Annotated in this window: 11 protein-coding genes, 3 tRNA genes and 1 other annotated feature; all 14 genes read right to left on the minus strand. The window is 29.9% G+C overall.

All coding sequences use genetic code 11. The features are described 5' to 3' along the window. Nucleotides 1–556: 556 nt before the first annotated feature. Entirely contained in the window at nucleotides 557–1,936 is a 1,380-nt protein-coding gene (gene murD, locus ACQPVP_RS11005; RefSeq protein ID WP_430849902.1) for a UDP-N-acetylmuramoyl-L-alanine--D-glutamate ligase, read from the minus strand. A 189-nt stretch (nucleotides 1,937–2,125) separates the two neighbouring features. After that, a complete protein-coding gene (locus ACQPVP_RS11010; RefSeq protein ID WP_430849904.1) occupies nucleotides 2,126–3,517 on the minus strand; it encodes a glycine--tRNA ligase in 1,392 nt (463 codons plus the stop codon). 44 nt (nucleotides 3,518–3,561) lie between these two features. After that, nucleotides 3,562–3,729: a binding site (T-box leader), on the minus strand. Between the two features lie 102 nt (nucleotides 3,730–3,831). Next, nucleotides 3,832–3,906, minus strand: a tRNA-Asn gene (locus ACQPVP_RS11015). A 29-nt stretch (nucleotides 3,907–3,935) separates the two neighbouring features. Further along, nucleotides 3,936–4,010, minus strand: a tRNA-Asn gene (locus ACQPVP_RS11020). 27 nt (nucleotides 4,011–4,037) lie between these two features. After that, nucleotides 4,038–4,112 (minus strand) — tRNA-Asn (locus ACQPVP_RS11025). A gap of 188 nt (nucleotides 4,113–4,300) precedes the next feature. Further along, on the minus strand, nucleotides 4,301–5,806 hold the full coding sequence (gene lysS, locus ACQPVP_RS11030; RefSeq protein WP_430849906.1) for a lysine--tRNA ligase: 1,506 nt from the start codon (nucleotides 5,804–5,806) through the stop codon (nucleotides 4,301–4,303). A gap of 13 nt (nucleotides 5,807–5,819) precedes the next feature. Then, nucleotides 5,820–6,302, minus strand: coding sequence for a transcription elongation factor GreA (gene greA / locus ACQPVP_RS11035; protein WP_430849908.1), 483 nt, complete (start codon nucleotides 6,300–6,302; stop codon nucleotides 5,820–5,822). Nucleotides 6,303–6,542: 240 nt separating this feature from the next. Continuing rightward, entirely contained in the window at nucleotides 6,543–7,520 is a 978-nt protein-coding gene (dusB, locus tag ACQPVP_RS11040; protein ID WP_430849910.1) for a tRNA dihydrouridine synthase DusB, read from the minus strand. Nucleotides 7,521–7,526: 6 nt separating this feature from the next. Next, on the minus strand, nucleotides 7,527–8,306 hold the full coding sequence (locus tag ACQPVP_RS11045) for a type III pantothenate kinase (RefSeq protein ID WP_430849912.1): 780 nt from the start codon (nucleotides 8,304–8,306) through the stop codon (nucleotides 7,527–7,529). A 132-nt stretch (nucleotides 8,307–8,438) separates the two neighbouring features. Continuing rightward, a complete protein-coding gene (locus ACQPVP_RS11050) occupies nucleotides 8,439–10,109 on the minus strand; it encodes a formate--tetrahydrofolate ligase (RefSeq protein ID WP_430849914.1) in 1,671 nt (556 codons plus the stop codon). A gap of 210 nt (nucleotides 10,110–10,319) precedes the next feature. Beyond that, nucleotides 10,320–12,122 carry an ATP-dependent zinc metalloprotease FtsH gene (gene ftsH, locus ACQPVP_RS11055; protein WP_430849915.1) on the minus strand — a complete coding sequence of 601 codons (1,803 nt, stop codon included), beginning with the start codon at nucleotides 12,120–12,122 and terminating at the stop codon, nucleotides 10,320–10,322. 91 nt (nucleotides 12,123–12,213) lie between these two features. Further along, complete coding sequence (hpt, locus tag ACQPVP_RS11060) at nucleotides 12,214–12,750, minus strand: hypoxanthine phosphoribosyltransferase (RefSeq protein ID WP_430849917.1); 537 nt, start codon at nucleotides 12,748–12,750, stop codon at nucleotides 12,214–12,216. 4 nt (nucleotides 12,751–12,754) lie between these two features. Further along, nucleotides 12,755–14,143, minus strand: a complete 1,389-nt coding sequence (gene tilS / locus ACQPVP_RS11065) for a tRNA lysidine(34) synthetase TilS (protein WP_430849919.1) — start codon at nucleotides 14,141–14,143, stop codon at nucleotides 12,755–12,757. A 295-nt stretch (nucleotides 14,144–14,438) separates the two neighbouring features. After that, entirely contained in the window at nucleotides 14,439–16,823 is a 2,385-nt protein-coding gene (gene spoIIE / locus ACQPVP_RS11070) for a stage II sporulation protein E (protein ID WP_430849921.1), read from the minus strand. Nucleotides 16,824–17,279 lie beyond the last annotated feature (456 nt).

Raw genomic sequence — 17,279 nt, forward strand, 5'->3', positions numbered from 1 at the left:
TGAGTCTTAATTTTAAGACTTAAAAGAATTGCTGGTTTATTTTATACTTAACTTATATTCTGTTCAATTTTCAAAGATCTAAGTCTTATCGACTTGCTTATTTATAATAACATTCCACGTCTTAATTGTCAACACTTTTTTGTTGCAATTTTTCGTTGTTATTTCGCCGTTGTTCCCGACGACGCTATTTATATTATCACGATTATTTCACAATAATACACTTAAATCTCCATATAATTTAAGATTATACTTATAATTCTTCATTTTTCTTATTAATTCTAACTTTTTTATATAATGATACACCAGGTAAAGTTATTGTTGTTATATAGTTATTTTTAATAAAAAAGAACTTTATTTCATTATTAAATTTCATTTAACTACTATATATGTAAACTTCATATATTATTTATTCATACAAATCTAGAAACATGACACTTTTAAATATGATAAATATTCTTTCTAATCATTTAGTAATATCTCAAAACAAAATATAGAAATAGCTGTATCAAATATATCCAATTTCAAATTTGATATATTTAATACAGCTAAATTATTTTTACTTTAAATTTTTAACTATTTCCTTATACTTATTACCTCTTACTTCAAAGTTAGGAAACATATCAAAGGATGCACAAGCAGGTGATAATGTAACTATATCCCCATCTTTTGCTATATCCTTAGCTTTAAGTACAGCCTCTTCTAAACTTTCTACAGAAACTATAGGAACTTCTATTCCCTTCTCTATTTTAAGTTTATCAAAAGCTGCTTTAATCAAATCTTTAGTAGCACCTAAAAGAATTAACTCTTTTATATACGGATATCCATTTTCCGCTAATGGCTCAAAAGGAATATTTTTATCATATCCTCCAGCAATTAAAATAACTTTTTTTTCAAATGCAAACAGTCCTGCTAATGCCCTTGTTGGGTTAGATGCAATAGAATCATTGTAATACTTAACCCCATTAAGTTCTCTAACAAATTCGCATCTATGCTCTACTCCTCCAAAAGTTTTAGCTACCCTTTTCATGACATCAATAGAAACTTCATCCTTAGTTGCTAAAAATGCAGCTAAATAATTTTCTACATTATGGATACCATTAATTACGATATCAGCCTTCTCACATACCTCTCTATCATCTACATATAAAATATTATTTTTAAAATAAGCGCCTTTCTCAATCTTTCTCTTAGAACTAAATTCTCTAACTTCTCCCCTTGCTTCACTAACAAAGCCATGAGTTATATCATTTTCTCTGTTCAAGATTAGAATTCCACTTTTATCTTGATATAAGAATATATTTTTCTTAGCATCTATATATTCATCCATATCCTTATGCATATCTAAATGATTTGGAGCTAAATTAGTAACAACTGCTACATCTATCGCTGTATCCATAGTCATAAGTTGGAAACTTGATAATTCTAGAACAACCTTATCTTCCTCTTTTATCTCCTCTACATTAGCAAATAAAGGAGTACCAATATTTCCTCCAACCCAAGTTTTATATCCTGCTTCTATAAGAATCTTAGATATAATAGTTGTAGTTGTAGTTTTCCCATCACTACCCGTAACTCCAAAAATCTTTCCTTTGCAATATTTAACGAACTCCTCCATTTCTGAAGTTATATATGCTCCTTCTTCCTTAACCCTAATTAAGGCTTCACAATCTATTCTCATAGATGGAGTCTTAAACACAACTTCAAATCCTGTAAGTCTATCTAAGTATCCTTCTCCTAGTTCTAGTGTAACAGCTAATCTATCAAATTCCTCTGCAACATCTCCAAGCTCTTCTCTAGTTTTCTTATCAAAAGCTGTTACTTTTGCTCCTAATTTAACTAAAAACCTTATAAGAGGTATATTACTAACTCCGATTCCTACAACAGCTACCCTCTTATCTTTTATAAATTCCTTAAATTCATCAAATGGCTTCTTCATACTATTCCTCCAACCATATCTATATAAAAATATTATATTATAATCATATAACTTTGATAATGGGAGTTCCCCCTAATTTAATCATCAGAAACTAATCTATCTTATAAGTCTGTCCCAATTCTTTATAATTATAACACTTTAATTTATTAAATACAAAAGGTGAGCTTTTAAACTCACCTTTTAAAAAAATTAAAATTCTAAACTTTTTTCAATATAAGATTCTAACTCAGAAATCTTAACTCTTTCTTGCTCCATAGTATCTCTGTTTCTAATAGTAACAGCTTCATCTTCTAAAGTATCAAAGTCTATTGTTATACAGAAAGGAGTTCCTATTTCATCTTGTCTTCTATATCTCTTACCTATACTTCCTGCTTCATCATACTCTAAGTTAAACTTCTTACTTAAATCAGCATATACTTCTAAAGCCTTTTCTGAAAGTTTCTTTGAAAGTGGTAAAATAGCAGCTTTGTATGGTGCTAATGCCGGATGTAAATGCATAACAGTTCTAACATCTCCACCTTCTAATTCTTCTTCATCATATGCATCAACTAAGAATGCTAAAGCAACTCTATCTGCTCCCAAAGATGGCTCAATTACGTAAGGAACATATTTTTCGTTAGTTGTTGGATCTAAATAGTTCATATCTTGACCTGAGTGTTCTTGATGCTTCTTTAGGTCATAATCTGTTCTATCAGCTATTCCCCATAACTCACCCCATCCAAATGGGAATAAATATTCAATATCTGATGTTGCATTAGAATAGAAGGATAATTCTTCTTCACCATGATCTCTCATTCTTAAATTTGCTTCATTAACACCTAAGTTTAATAGGAAGTTAAAGCAATAATCTTTCCAATACTTAAACCATTCTAAATCTGTTCCTGGCTTACAGAAGAATTCTAATTCCATTTGTTCAAATTCTCTAGTTCTAAATGTAAAGTTTCCTGGTGTTATTTCATTTCTGAAAGACTTACCTATTTGTGCAATACCAAATGGAACCTTCTTTCTTGATGATCTTTGAACTGATTTAAAGTTTACGAATATACCTTGAGCAGTTTCTGGTCTTAAGTATATTGTGCTAGCTGAGTCTTCTGTAATACCTTGGAAAGTCTTAAACATCAAGTTAAACTTTCTTATATCTGTATAGTTTAACTTTCCACACTTAGGACATACAATATTATTCTTTTCGATATAATCCTTTAATTGTTCATTAGTCCATCCATCTGCACTAGCAACTTCTGCACCATTTTCAGTCATATGATCTTCTACTAATTTATCAGCTCTAAATCTAGCCTTACATTCCTTACAATCCATTAAAGGATCTGAGAATCCACCAACGTGTCCTGAAGCAACCCATACTTCTGGATTCATTAATATAGCACAGTCTACTCCTACATTATAAGGACTTTCTTGAACGAATTTCTTCCACCAAGCTTTTTTTACATTGTTTTTAAATTCAACTCCTAATGGACCATAATCCCAAGAGTTTGCTAATCCTCCATATATTTCTGAGCCAGGAAATACAAATCCTCTACTTTTACAAAGAGCAACGATTTTTTCCATAGTTTTTTCTACTGCCATTTTCATACCTCCAATTTTTTTGTAAATAAAAAAGGCCCTAAACCTAAAGGGACGAAATTACAATTCCGCGGTTCCACCCTTCTTGGCTATAGCCCAACTTTCAATATAATAATACTCGAAAGCGCCCTTCAACTTAACTTTATAACGATTTTCACCTAACATCGCCTCTCTAAAATAAATTTAAGCTTACTCCTCTTTGTCACAGTATTTATTAAATTATATATTCATTTTACCAAAAGCCATTTATATGTCAAGCAAAAAGAGCCTTATAACAATAGATAATTTATCTACTCTTATAAAGCTCTTTTATAAAATGGCTCCGTGGAGAGGATTCGAACCTCCAACCTATCGGTTAACAGCCGAGTGCTCCACCATTGAGCTACCACGGAATATTTTATAAATAATTTTAAAATTAAATTGGCTCCGTGGAGAGGATTCGAACCTCCAACCTATCGGTTAACAGCCGAGTGCTCCACCATTGAGCTACCACGGAATACTATAAATAATTTTAAAATTAAACTGGCTCCGCGAAGAGGATTCGAACCTCCAACCTATCGGTTAACAGCCGAGTGCTCCACCGTTGAGCTATCGCGGATTATTTACTACATTAGTTATTATATCAACTTTTATTAATATTGCAAGTCTTTTTTATCAAAAATTTTTCTTTATTTTTTATTTTACTATATATTTATTTAAAAGCTCCCTATTTTTCTATGTTCAGCGAAATAAACTAAAAAAATTTTCTAAAAAGTAAAAAAAGCTGAGTTTTCTCAGCTCTTTTAACTACTTAACTGGTTTCATTGTAGGGAACATTATAATGTCTCTTATAGATGCTGAATCTGTTAAGAACATTATAAGTCTATCTATACCTATACCCAATCCACCTGTTGGAGGCATTCCTGTTTCTAATGCACTCATAAATTCCTCATCTATCATATAAGCTTCATCATCGCCTAATTCTCTTTCTTTTTCTTGTTGATTAAATCTTTCTCTTTGTACTATTGGATCATTTAATTCTGAATATGCATTACATATTTCTCTACCAAATACAAAGCCTTCGAATCTTTCAGTAAACATTTCATCGCCTCTCTTTTTCTTTGTAAGAGGTGATATTTCTACTGGATAATCACATATAAATGTTGGTTGAATCATATGTTGTTCACAATACTCTTCATATAAAGCATTTAAAACTTCACCTTTTGTAACGTGTGCTAAATTCTTTTTAAATTCTAAATTCTTTTCTTTAGCAATAACTTGCGCTTCTTCATTAGATGATATTGCATTAAAATCAATTCCTGTATGTTCTTTTACTGCATCTACCATTGTTATTCTTCTCCAAGGCGGTGCAAAATCTATTTCTGTACCTTGATACATAACCTTAGTAGTTCCATTTACTTTTTCACATACATAAGCCACCATATTCTCAGTGATTTCCATCATATCATTATAATCAGCAAAAGCTTCATATAATTCTATCATAGTAAATTCAGGGTTATGTCTTACTGACATTCCTTCATTTCTGAAAGTTCTTCCCATATCATAAACTTTTTCTAACCCTGCTACTATAGCTCTCTTTAAATATAATTCTGGAGCTATTCTTAGGTACATATCAATATCTAAAGTATTGTGATGAGTTATAAAAGGTCTCGCTGAAGCTCCACCAGCTATTGTTGAAAGCATAGGTGTTTCTACTTCTATAAAACCTCTATTATCTAAAAATTCTCTAATTCCTTTTAGTATAGCTGCTCTTTTAATAAAGTTTAGCTTAACTTCTGGATTAGAAATCATATCTACTTCTCTTTGTCTATATCTTAAATCCGGATCCTTTAAGCCATGCCATTTTTCTGGTAATGGTTTTAAAGACTTACAAATTAATTCAAAGCTCTTAACCTTTACTGAAACTTCTCCAGTTTTAGTTTTAAAAACTTCTCCTGTTGCAACTACCCAATCTCCAAGGTCATAAGTTTTATATGACTTTAAAGCTTCTTCTCCAACTTCATCTATTTTAATAAATAATTGAATTCTTCCATCTCTATCATGGATGTCAGAAAATACAACTTTACCCTGACCTCTTTTAGACATAATTCTTCCAGCTACAGTAACTATAGAACCTTCTAAATTGTCATAGTTTTTCTTAACCTCTTCTGACATATGAGTTCTATTAACTTTATATACATCAAAAGGATCCTTACCTTGTCTTTGTAATTCTGATAATTTTTCTCTTCTTAAAGCTTCTTGCTCATTGAACTGAGATTCCAATTCTTGTAAACTCATTTCCTCAGTTGACATTGATATCCCTCCGTTACTCTCTTCTTATTCCTAAAACTTCAAACTTATTAACTCCACCTGGAACTAAAACCTCTACTACTTCTCCAACCTTTTTACCTAATAAAGCTAATCCTACTGGTGATTCATTTGATATTTTAAAATTCATAGGATCTGCTTCAGCTGACCCTACTATTGAATATTCAACTTCTTCATCAAACTCATAGTCCTTAACTTTAACTATTGTTCCAACTGAAACTTTATCTGTAGGTATTTCTGATTCATCAACAACTACAGCATTTTTAAGCATATTTTCTAATTGTATGATTCTTCCTTCTGTGAACGCTTGTTCATTTTTAGCTTCATCATACTCTGAGTTTTCACTTAAATCTCCATAACCTAAAGCGACTTTTATTTTTTCTGTTATTTCTTTTCTTTTAACAGTTTTTAAAACTTCTAATTCTTCTTCTAATTTCTTAACACCCTCGTATGTCATTACGAATTTTTTAGTTTCACTCATGATTTTCTCCCCTTCAAATTCTTCTTTATTAAAAAACTAACAATAAGTCTTATATTGTCAAAATCATTTAAAACATTATAAATCAGCAAATAATATCTGTCAACTAATCCGAAATATAAGTATTCTCTTAAGTAGAGTCTATTCCTTGGTTAGTCAACAGATATATATTATTCTTGTTTTTAATATATTTATTCATAAAAATCTTTTATATTCAAATTTATATAACTTTATCCTCTATTATTAATAAAGTTTCATTAATTCTTCTCTGTAATTATTTAAAACTTCAACTACAGCTTTACTTTCATCTAATGAATTTATAACAGCTCTTATATCATTACTCTTAGGCATTCCTTTTAAATACCAAGAAGAATGTTTTCTCATTTCTCTTACTGCTTTCTTTTCTCCATCATATTTAATTGCTAACTCATAATGTCGCAAACACATATTAATTTTATCTGAATAAGTTATTTCTTCTTCCTCTAATCCTTTTAACTTATTTTCAATTCGCTTAAATATCCAAGGATTTCCCATACTTCCTCTGGCAACCATTATTCCATCACAATTAGTTCTTCTCTTTAGTTCAAAAGCATCTTCTGAAGTAAACACATCTCCGTTTCCTATTACAGGTACAGATATAGCTTCCTTTACCTTACCTATTATATCCCAATCTGCCTTTCCTTCATACATTTGTTCTTTAGTTCTTCCATGTACAGCTACTGCATCAACACCAGCATCTTCAAGATATTTCGCAAATTCTACTGCATTTATACTTCCTTCATCAAAGCCCTTCCTAAACTTAACTGTAACTGGCTTTGTAGATACCTTTTTGATTTCTCTAACAATATTTGCAGCTAACTCAGGATGTTTTAGTAGAGCTGAACCCTCTCCATTCTTAGTTATCTTATTAACAGGGCATCCCATATTTATGTCTATTAAGCTTATATCTTCTCTTTCATTAAAGTGTCTTTGTACAACCTCAGCCATTATATTGGGATTGTTTCCAAATATCTGTACAGCTACTGGACTTTCTTCCTCTGATATTCTAAGCAATGATTTTGTATTTTCATTTTCATAGTATAATGCCTTAGCACTTACCATCTCAGTGTAAACTAAACCGCATCCCATCTCCTTACATAAGCCTCTAAAGGATATATCTGTTACTCCTGCCATAGGTGCTAGAAAAACATTATTTTCAAATTCTAGATTACCAATTTTCATACTATACTACTCCTTGTTTTTTTCGTATATTATTCTTAACCCCTCTAATGTTAAACTAGAATCTACCTTATCTATAACTTCAGTTTCTTTTGCAATTAAGTTTGCTAATCCACCTGTTGCTACTACTAAAGGTTCATCTGAACCAAGATCTTTCATCTCACTTTTCATTTTCCTAACTATATATTCTACCTGCCCTATATATCCATATATTATTCCCGCTTGCATACTAGATATAGTGTTTTTACATATTAAACTTTTTGGTGTTTCAAGTTCTACTCTAGGTAACTTAGCTGCTCTATCAAATAAAGCGTCTGAAGCGATTCTAACTCCTGGTGTTATACATCCACCTAAGTAATTAGCTTCCTTAGTTAAAGCACAAAATGTAGTTGCTGTACCAAAATCTATTATTATTAGATCAGTCTTATATTTATCATGGGCAGCCACAGCATTTACAATTCTATCAGCGCCTACCTCTTTAGGGTTATCATACTTAATATTAATTCCTGTTTTAACCCCAGGTCCTACTATTATAGGATTCATTCCAAAGCTCTTCTTTATCATATGCTCTAAAGAATGCATAATATTAGGAACAACTGATGATATTATTATTCCTCTCACTTCTTTAGGGTTTAATTCGCTTTGATGAAAAAGCTGCATAAATTGAATAGAATATTCATCTGATGTCTTCTTTGCATCTGTTGAAATTCTCCAACCTGCAATATTTTTTGAATCTTTATATAATCCTAAAACAATATTCGTATTACCAACGTCCACTACCAGTATCATACAAGCACCACCTTAATACAATTAAAAGCAGCTTTGAAAGCTGCCTTGTTTAAATAAATATAATCTCAATAAATTTAACAATTTAATTTTAACAATTACAGATTATTTGTCAAGTGTTGTAAATTCCATATATTAAAATAATCCTATTATTTCACCATTATCTAATATATCCATTTTATTAGCTGCTGGAACTTTAGGAAGCCCTGGCATAGTCATTATATCTCCATTTAGTACTACTATAAACCCAGCTCCATTAGAAACTCTTACTTCTTTTACAGTTACTTCAAAATTTTCTGGTCTTCCTTTTAAAGCTGGATTATCTGATAATGAATATTGAGTTTTTGCCATACAAATAGGCAGTTTATCCAATCCGAATTTCTCAATCTCTTCAATTTGCTTTTTAGCATTTGGAGTAATTATCACACCTTTTGCTCCATATATTTCTTTTGCTATAGTACCTATTTTATTTACAATACTATCTTCTATTTGATAAATTGGTTTAAAGTTAGATTCCTCATTTTCAAGTATATCGCAAACTACTTCACCTAGCTCCATTCCACCTTCGCCACCTTTTTCCCATACATCCGATAAAGCGACCTTTACTCCTAGCTTATTGCAATATTCTTTTACAAATTTAATTTCTTCATGACTATCACTTACAAACCTATTAATAGCGACTACTACTGGTACGTTATATTTTTTAATATTTTCAATTTGTTTTTCTAAATTGCTAATTCCTTTTTCTAAAGCATCTACATTTGGTGTACTTAACATTTCTTTAGAAACCCCACCATGATTTTTCAAAGCTCTAACAGTTGCCACTATAACTACACAATTGGGTTCTAAATCACCATATCTACATTTTATATCTAAGAACTTTTCAGCCCCTAAATCTGCTCCAAATCCTGCTTCAGTGACAACTATATCTCCAAGTTTTAAAGCCATCTTAGTAGCTATTATTGAATTGCATCCATGGGCTATATTAGCAAATGGTCCACCATGAATTATGGCAGGAGTATTTTCTAAAGTTTGAACTAAATTAGGTTTTATAGCATCCTTCATAAGCAATGCCATAGCACCTTGTATATTTAATTGTTTCGCATATACTGGATTTCCTTCTAAATCATAAGCTATTAGAATATTACCCATTCTCTCTTTAAGATCACCTAAACTATTGGCTAAACATAGTATAGCCATTATTTCTGATGCAACAGTTATCATAAAGCCATCTTCTCTTAAAAATCCATTTAGCTTTCCGCCCAAACCAACAACTATACTTCTTAAAGCTCTATCATTCATATCCATAACTCTTTTAAAAACTATTCTTCTTGAATCAATTCTTAAATCATTTCCTTGATGTATATGATTATCAATAGCTGCTGCTAATAAATTATTAGCACTAGTTATAGCATGCATATCTCCTGTAAAATGTAAATTTATATCTTCCATTGGAACTACCTGTGCATAACCACCACCAGCAGCGCCTCCTTTTATTCCAAATACAGGTCCAAGAGAAGGTTCTCTTAATGCTATTACAGCATTCTTCCCCATTTTACAAAGAGCCTGACCTAATCCTACAGTAACAGTAGATTTCCCTTCTCCTGCTGGAGTTGGATTAATAGCTGTTACTAATACTAATTTACCATCCTTCTTTTCTTTATTTTTATTAAATATGTCTAAAGATAATTTACATTTATATTTTCCATACTGCTCTATATCATCTTCTGATAAATTTAACTTAGCTGCAATTTTAGTTATATGTTCCATTTTAGCCTCTTGAGCTATTTCTATATCACTCTTCATATTAATACACTCCTATTTACATTATTATTCTTTTCATAAATTATATCATTTAAACTAAAATATTAAAATATAATTTCGAATATTATATTTTAATATTTTTTTATAATTCGTATTCTTAAGATTAATAAGCGATTTATTCTATTATTATAATAATATAATTCGTATTTTTAAAAATTAAGGGATAGTCTTCCGACTATCCCTTAATCAGTATTAACTTGCGTTGAATATTCTTGCGAATTCTTCTCCATCAATTTTTTCTTTTTCTAATAAAGCTGCTGCTACAGCATGAAGTTTATCAATATTTTGACTTAATAAAGTTTCAGCTCTTTCATATGCTTCATCTATAAACTTCTTAACTTCTCTATCTATTTCAGCTCCAACTTCCTCACTGAAGTTTCTTCCATGTCCTAAGTTTCTTCCTAAGAACACTTCATTATTATCTGCTCCATAAGATATAGTTCCAAGCTTCTCACTCATACCATATTCCATTACCATAGCTCTAGCAATAGCGCTTGCCCTATCTATATCATTTTTAGCACCAGTAGAAATATCAGTAAGTATAAGTTTTTCTGCTACTCTACCACCAAGTAATCCTACCATCTCATCTCTTAACTTTTCTTTAGAAGTATATGATCTATCTTCATCAGGTAAATGCATAGTGTAACCACCAGCCATACCTCTTGGAATTATACTTATTTCATGAACTGGATCTGCATGTTCTAAAAGATTCATAACTACTGCATGACCTGCTTCATGATAAGCTGTAAGCTTTTTATCATAATCATTAATAACTCTACTCTTCTTTTCTGGACCAGCTATTACTCTAGTTATAGCTTCTTCAAATTCTTGCATTCCAATTAATTTTTCATTTCTTCTAACTGATAATAACGCTGCTTCATTAGCTAAATTTTCTATATCTGCTCCACTAAATCCAGGAGTCCTCTTAGCTAACACCTTTAAATCTACATCTTCTGCTAAAGGTTTCTTTTTAGTATGAACTTTTAATATTTCTTCTCTCCCCTTAACATCTGGAGCTCCAACAACTATTTGTCTATCAAATCTACCAGGTCTTAATAGAGCAGGATCAAGAATATCAGGTCTATTTGTTGCTGCAATCATTATAATTCCTTCATTAGCTCCAAAACCATCCATTTCAACTAATAGTTGATTTAAAGTTTGCTCTCTTTCATCATGTCCACCGCCAAGACCTGCTCCTCTTTGTCTACCAACAGCATCAATTTCATCAATAAATACTAATGATGGAGCACTCTTTTTAGCTTGTTCAAATAAATCTCTAACTCTTGATGCACCTACACCAACAAACATTTCAACAAAATCTGAACCTGATATACTATAGAATGGAACTCCAGCTTCTCCAGCTATGGCTTTAGCAAGTAATGTTTTACCTGTTCCTGGAGGCCCAACTAATAATACACCCTTAGGGATTCTAGCTCCCATTTCAGTATATTTTGATGGTTGTTTTAAGAAGTCAACTATTTCCTCTAACTCTTGCTTTTCTTCATCTGCACCAGCAACATCATCAAATGTAACTCTCTTAGCATCTGGAGGCATTACTTTTGCTCTACTTTTTCCAAAGTTCATAACACCTCTTCCGCTACCGCCACCTTGAGATTGTTGTGTCATCATAAAGAAGAATACAAACACCAATCCCATCATTATTAATGTAGGAATTAAACTTATCCATAAACTACTATTTGAAGGTTGCTTAAAATCTACCTTTATATCATCTTTTGGATTTTGAGACATTAACATTTGCACCATTTCACTAGGAGCATATGTATTGAATTGTTTATTATCTCTTGTTTTACCTGAAATAAGCATCTTATCAGGATGTACTACAACACTTTCTATCTGATCATTAACCCATTTTTGTTGAAAATCACTGTATGATATTTCATCTGCAGTTCTACCACTATTCCATAAGAAAGTCGCGGAAAAGAACAATATCAGAATTACAAATATCCATACTGTTGCACTTGAATATTTTTTCATTCAAGGCCCCCCTTTCTACTAGTTTTTATTATATTGCACTATTATACTATATTTCATAATACTATATTTCATAATACTATATTTCATAATACTATTTATATACTTCTTCTTTTAATATACCTATATATGGTAAATTTCTATATTTTTCAGCGTAATCTAATCCATAACCAACTAAAAACTCATCTGGCACTTCAAATCCGCAATATTTTACGTTTATATCTACCTTGCGTCTAGATGGTTTAGTTAATAATGTAACTATTTCAACACTATTTGCTTTTCTAGCTGTTAAATACTTTAATAAGTAATCTAGTGTAACTCCACTGTCTATTATGTCTTCTACTATAATTATGTCTTTTCCTTCAATGCTATGCTCTAAATCTTTTAATATTCTAACTACTCCTGAAGTTTCAGTAGAATTTCCATAGCTAGATACAGCCATAAAGTCTATTTCACATGGTATAGTGATATTTTTAATTAATTCAGATCCAAATATAACTGAACCTTTCAAAATTCCAACTATAAGTAAATCCTTACTTTCATAGTCTTTACTAATAGCACTTCCCAATTCCCTAACTTTTTCTAAAATTTGTTCTTCTGTAAGTAATACTTCCTTTATGTCCCTTATCATATTCCTATTCCTTTCTAGCAAACATTATTTTTATAATATTTTTAGTTTCTTTAGTTATTTTAAACTTCTCCGAAACTTTATGCTCTACTACCCAAGCTATTTCATCATCAAAACATAAAATAGGAACATCATCTCTTCTATCTATAGGTATTTTTAAATCCATAAAAATATCCTTAAGCTTTTTAGTCCCCTTCATTCCAAGAGGAACCATTTTATCCCCATTTTTTCTTTTTCTAATTACTATTCTCTCTTTTATCTTATCATAATCAAAATATTTTATTAATACATTATTAGAAAATTCTATATTATTTTTATTATTTAATATAACAAAATTTATACTATAATCTTCATAACTTACAGAATTGTTATCCAATTGATTTTTATTTAAGATAATCTCGTTATATTCTTTCCCATGAACCTCATTAAACTTTAAACATATATCTCCATATATGTTTTCAGCTATTATTCCATGTGGAAGGTTAATTTTTTTATTTGTAGAGTTGCTTGCTAGTGAAATTACTTCAAAAATATGCTTCATCTCAAAATTAGTATGCTTACCTGAAAATTCTATAAATGATTTTTTTATAAGCCTAGTTAAAAGTGCCTTCTCTTCAGAAAAAGCTTCTTTTGATATAATTATGTTATTTCTATTAATTGTGCAATACTTTTTATAAATATTATTACACTCTTTTTCAATAAAGTCATTATCTATTTGTAATAAATTTGCCATTCTATTTATTGTTTCTACTACATCCTTATTAAAGTTTTCTTTCATATAAGGAAGAATATCTAATCTTACTTTATTTCTACTATATATATTTTCTAAATTACTTTTATCTATTCTAGGATTTAAATTATTTATTTCACAATACTCTTCTATTTCATCTCTAGATAGACATAGTATAGGCCTTATAATTCCACCATCTCTTTTACTTCTGATTCCACAAAGCCCCTCAATACCTGTTCCTCTCATAATATTCATTAATATAGTTTCTGCCTGATCATTGGAATTATGTGCTACAGCTATTTTATTATAACCATTTTCCTTACTAATAAGTTTAAAAAATTTATATCGCTCTTCTCTTCCTGCTAATTCGTGAGATATATTATTTTCCTTAGATATTTTATCAATATCTATACTTTTAGAGAAAAAACTCACTCCTAACTCTTCGCATAATTTTCTTGCATACTCCTCATCTTTTAAAGCTTCTTCCCCTCTGAGCATGTGATTTACATGAGCTGCACCTATCTCAATTTCAAAAAAAACTTTTAGCTGATAAAGTATATTTAACAAGCAAACTGAATCAGGTCCACCAGATAGAGCTACTAAAACCTTATCTCCTTTTTGTATTAAATCATTCTCAATTACAAAAGCCTTTACCTTGTTTATCACAACAAAACTCCTCAGTATATTTATTTTAATATATAATATAATAACCTTAAGATTTTCATCTGTAAACAAGATTTCTTAACTAATTCTTACAATTTTATAAAGAACAAGTAACATAATATATTTTTTCATATTTAATGATATATTTATAGATATAAAACATAAAAATAGGATAAATATTATCTCCCATTAAGTTGAATATTTCCAGTTGTCATAATATCTATCCCACTATGTTTTAAAGGTAATACTTTATTATTATTTAAAAATAAATTTATTTTCTTACAATATTTCAGATTTTTTAATATACTGAATATATTTTAGATACCAATACAGTCATATCATCTTTAACTTTTCCCCCACTTAAAACCATAGCCTTTTCCAAAATATCGCTAGATAAAGCTGAAGGATTAGTATCTGCATATTCTAAATATTCCTCTAACCATGAATAGCTTCCAATATTATTCTTATCTATATCTAATACTCCATCACTAATAGAAACTACTATATCACCATGTTTTAATTTAAATCTTTCTGGGCTTACATCTACTCTATCTAGGATTCCAAAAGGCAGACTATTGGACTTAATAACTTTTATTTCTTTACCTCTCTTTATAAAACTTACTACTCCACCTACCTTTATAAATTCTGATTCTCCATTATATAAATCCACTATATTCAAATCCATAGTCGTAAATTTTTCATCCTCATTAAATTTCATAGACATTATTGAATTAACCGTATCAATAGCAGTTTTCTCACTAAAACCATTTTCAATAAATTTTTCAATTAAATCTACAGCTAATCCACTTTCCATTCTCGCTTCTGGTCCTGATCCCATTCCATCACTAATTATACTTATATAAGTTCCATCATTATTTTTAGAAAAACTATAGCTATCACCTATATAAGTTTCTCCATCCTTTGCTTTTATAGCTGCATAAGATGTCATATGATATTTAGGAGTTTCTTCTATTATTACAGAGCATTCACCAGTCTCTGGATCTATCCTACCTCCATCATTCGATATAGAAACCGGAACTTTAACCAAAGTATTAACTACTGGAAGTATAGTCTTAACACAATACCTTTCACCTTCACAATTAGTTGTTGTAACCTTTATCTTCATTCTTCCACGCCTATCTAAATAAGAAAATACATCTGTATAATCAATTTTGCTTCTATTAAAAGCCTTTCTCAATATCTTATCTATTTCAGTACATATAGATATATCCTTTTCAAAATCTCTAGTCATATCTTCAATCGTAGTAGAAATATTATTTATATGATTTGCAATTATATTTCTTCCTTCTGTTAATCTAGTTTTTAATGCTTCATTAACCGTATAGTTATTAACTACTTCTTGCGCATTTTTCATCAAGCTCCTAGTTTTTACACATTTCTTTTCTAATGTTTTTGGCAAGTAAATATCATTATTTTCACAACTACTTATAAGTTCTGAAAATCCTTCAAAAGTTAAATGTAAATTTCTATCCCAACATCTTTGCCTAAGCTCACAATTATAACAAGCTCTATCAGCTAGATTTTCTACCATTGCAGTACCCTTGTTATTTAAAGATAAAATATCGTTTTCTCCTAAATTTAAAATGGAATTTGATAGTGTTGTTAATATAGACTTCATAGAATCTAATCTATTTATAAATTCACCCTTTATTCCATTCAAATGAATATCATTAATAACCTCCGCTTTCTTTTCTTGATTAAACTCCTTACTTATAGAATCAATAATAAATTTAGGAATTGAAACTAAAATTATTATTGCAATCAACACTTCTATTCCCCCATAAATTGAAAAGGAATCTGAGTACATCCAAACTATAAAATAAATTACTATATATGATAGAGAAGAAAAAATTCTACCTGTCTCTTTAAAAATTCCAATTATCAATCCACATAAACTATATAATGTAACAGCTCCTATAATATCATTATTGGTAATTCCTATTATAAATCCCATAGATGCTCCTATGGATGCTCCAAGCCCAGCACCACCTACATATGCAAAAATAGAAATTGTAGTTAGTGCCAATATATTTCTAATTTGTATATTAAATAAGCTCATATTCCCTATGCCTGAAATCAACAAGCAAACCAATATACCTATACTTATTATTTCTTCTGTTGAGAATAAGTAGTTACTTTCTAATTCATCAACACAATTCAAAGCATAACTAATCATATATTTAACAGGTATCATAGATATTACCTTTAATATTGAAAATACTACATTAACTCCTAAAGGCTGACTATTTACTATGGAATTATATATAATAAATACTGAAAAAACTAAAAAAAAGCTTATATAATCTCTTTGCTTAATTTCTATCCTATTACAAATTTCTATATAAATCATTACTAAAACAGCTGCCATAGAGTAAGCAACTGCTCCTTCTAATGTAGATGATATAGATAAATATCCTAAACCAACACCTAATAGAGCTAGTAATGTACCTCTCCCTCTCTCTTTTTTCAATCCTATAAGATATGCAATACCGAATGGTGCTATCCCCATATCTATAGTTGCTGACAGTAAAACCCTACTTAATAACAATCCCATTACAAAAGATGTAATAAGGCTTAACGAAGTTCCTTGAACCCTAAGTTCCTTTTTCTTATTCTTATTTTCAACCCTCTTATAAGTTGATATATCTACCCCATATTGCATTTTTTCCCCTCCATACTTCCATAAAATGTAATTTAAATTATAGCACCTTAATAAAAAAATTTATGTCATATGATGTATCATGCATTTTTTTTCGTAGGACAATAATATATAAGATTCCTTATATGAATACATCTTTTCATATAAGGAATCTTATATATTAACTATTTATCCTCATTATAAAATTTATTTTTAATATAATTTTGTCACTATTAAATGATTTTTGCAGAAAACTTCTTTTTATCTATATTAATATTCATTTAGTTATTAGCATATACTTACTTTTATTTATTAATCTTCTAATCTTAACAACATATTCATTTACTAGTTTATAATTTCCTAAAGAGTAACAAAAAAAGCACTTAAGATAAACTTAAGTGCTTTGGTGCTGAAGACCGGAATCGAACCGGTACGGTATCGCTACCGCAGGATTTTAAGTCCTGTGCGTCTGCCTGTTCC

The sequence above is a fragment of the Clostridium nigeriense genome (assembly GCF_050585265.1).
GTDB classification, from domain to species: domain Bacteria; phylum Bacillota; class Clostridia; order Clostridiales; family Clostridiaceae; genus Clostridium; species Clostridium nigeriense_B.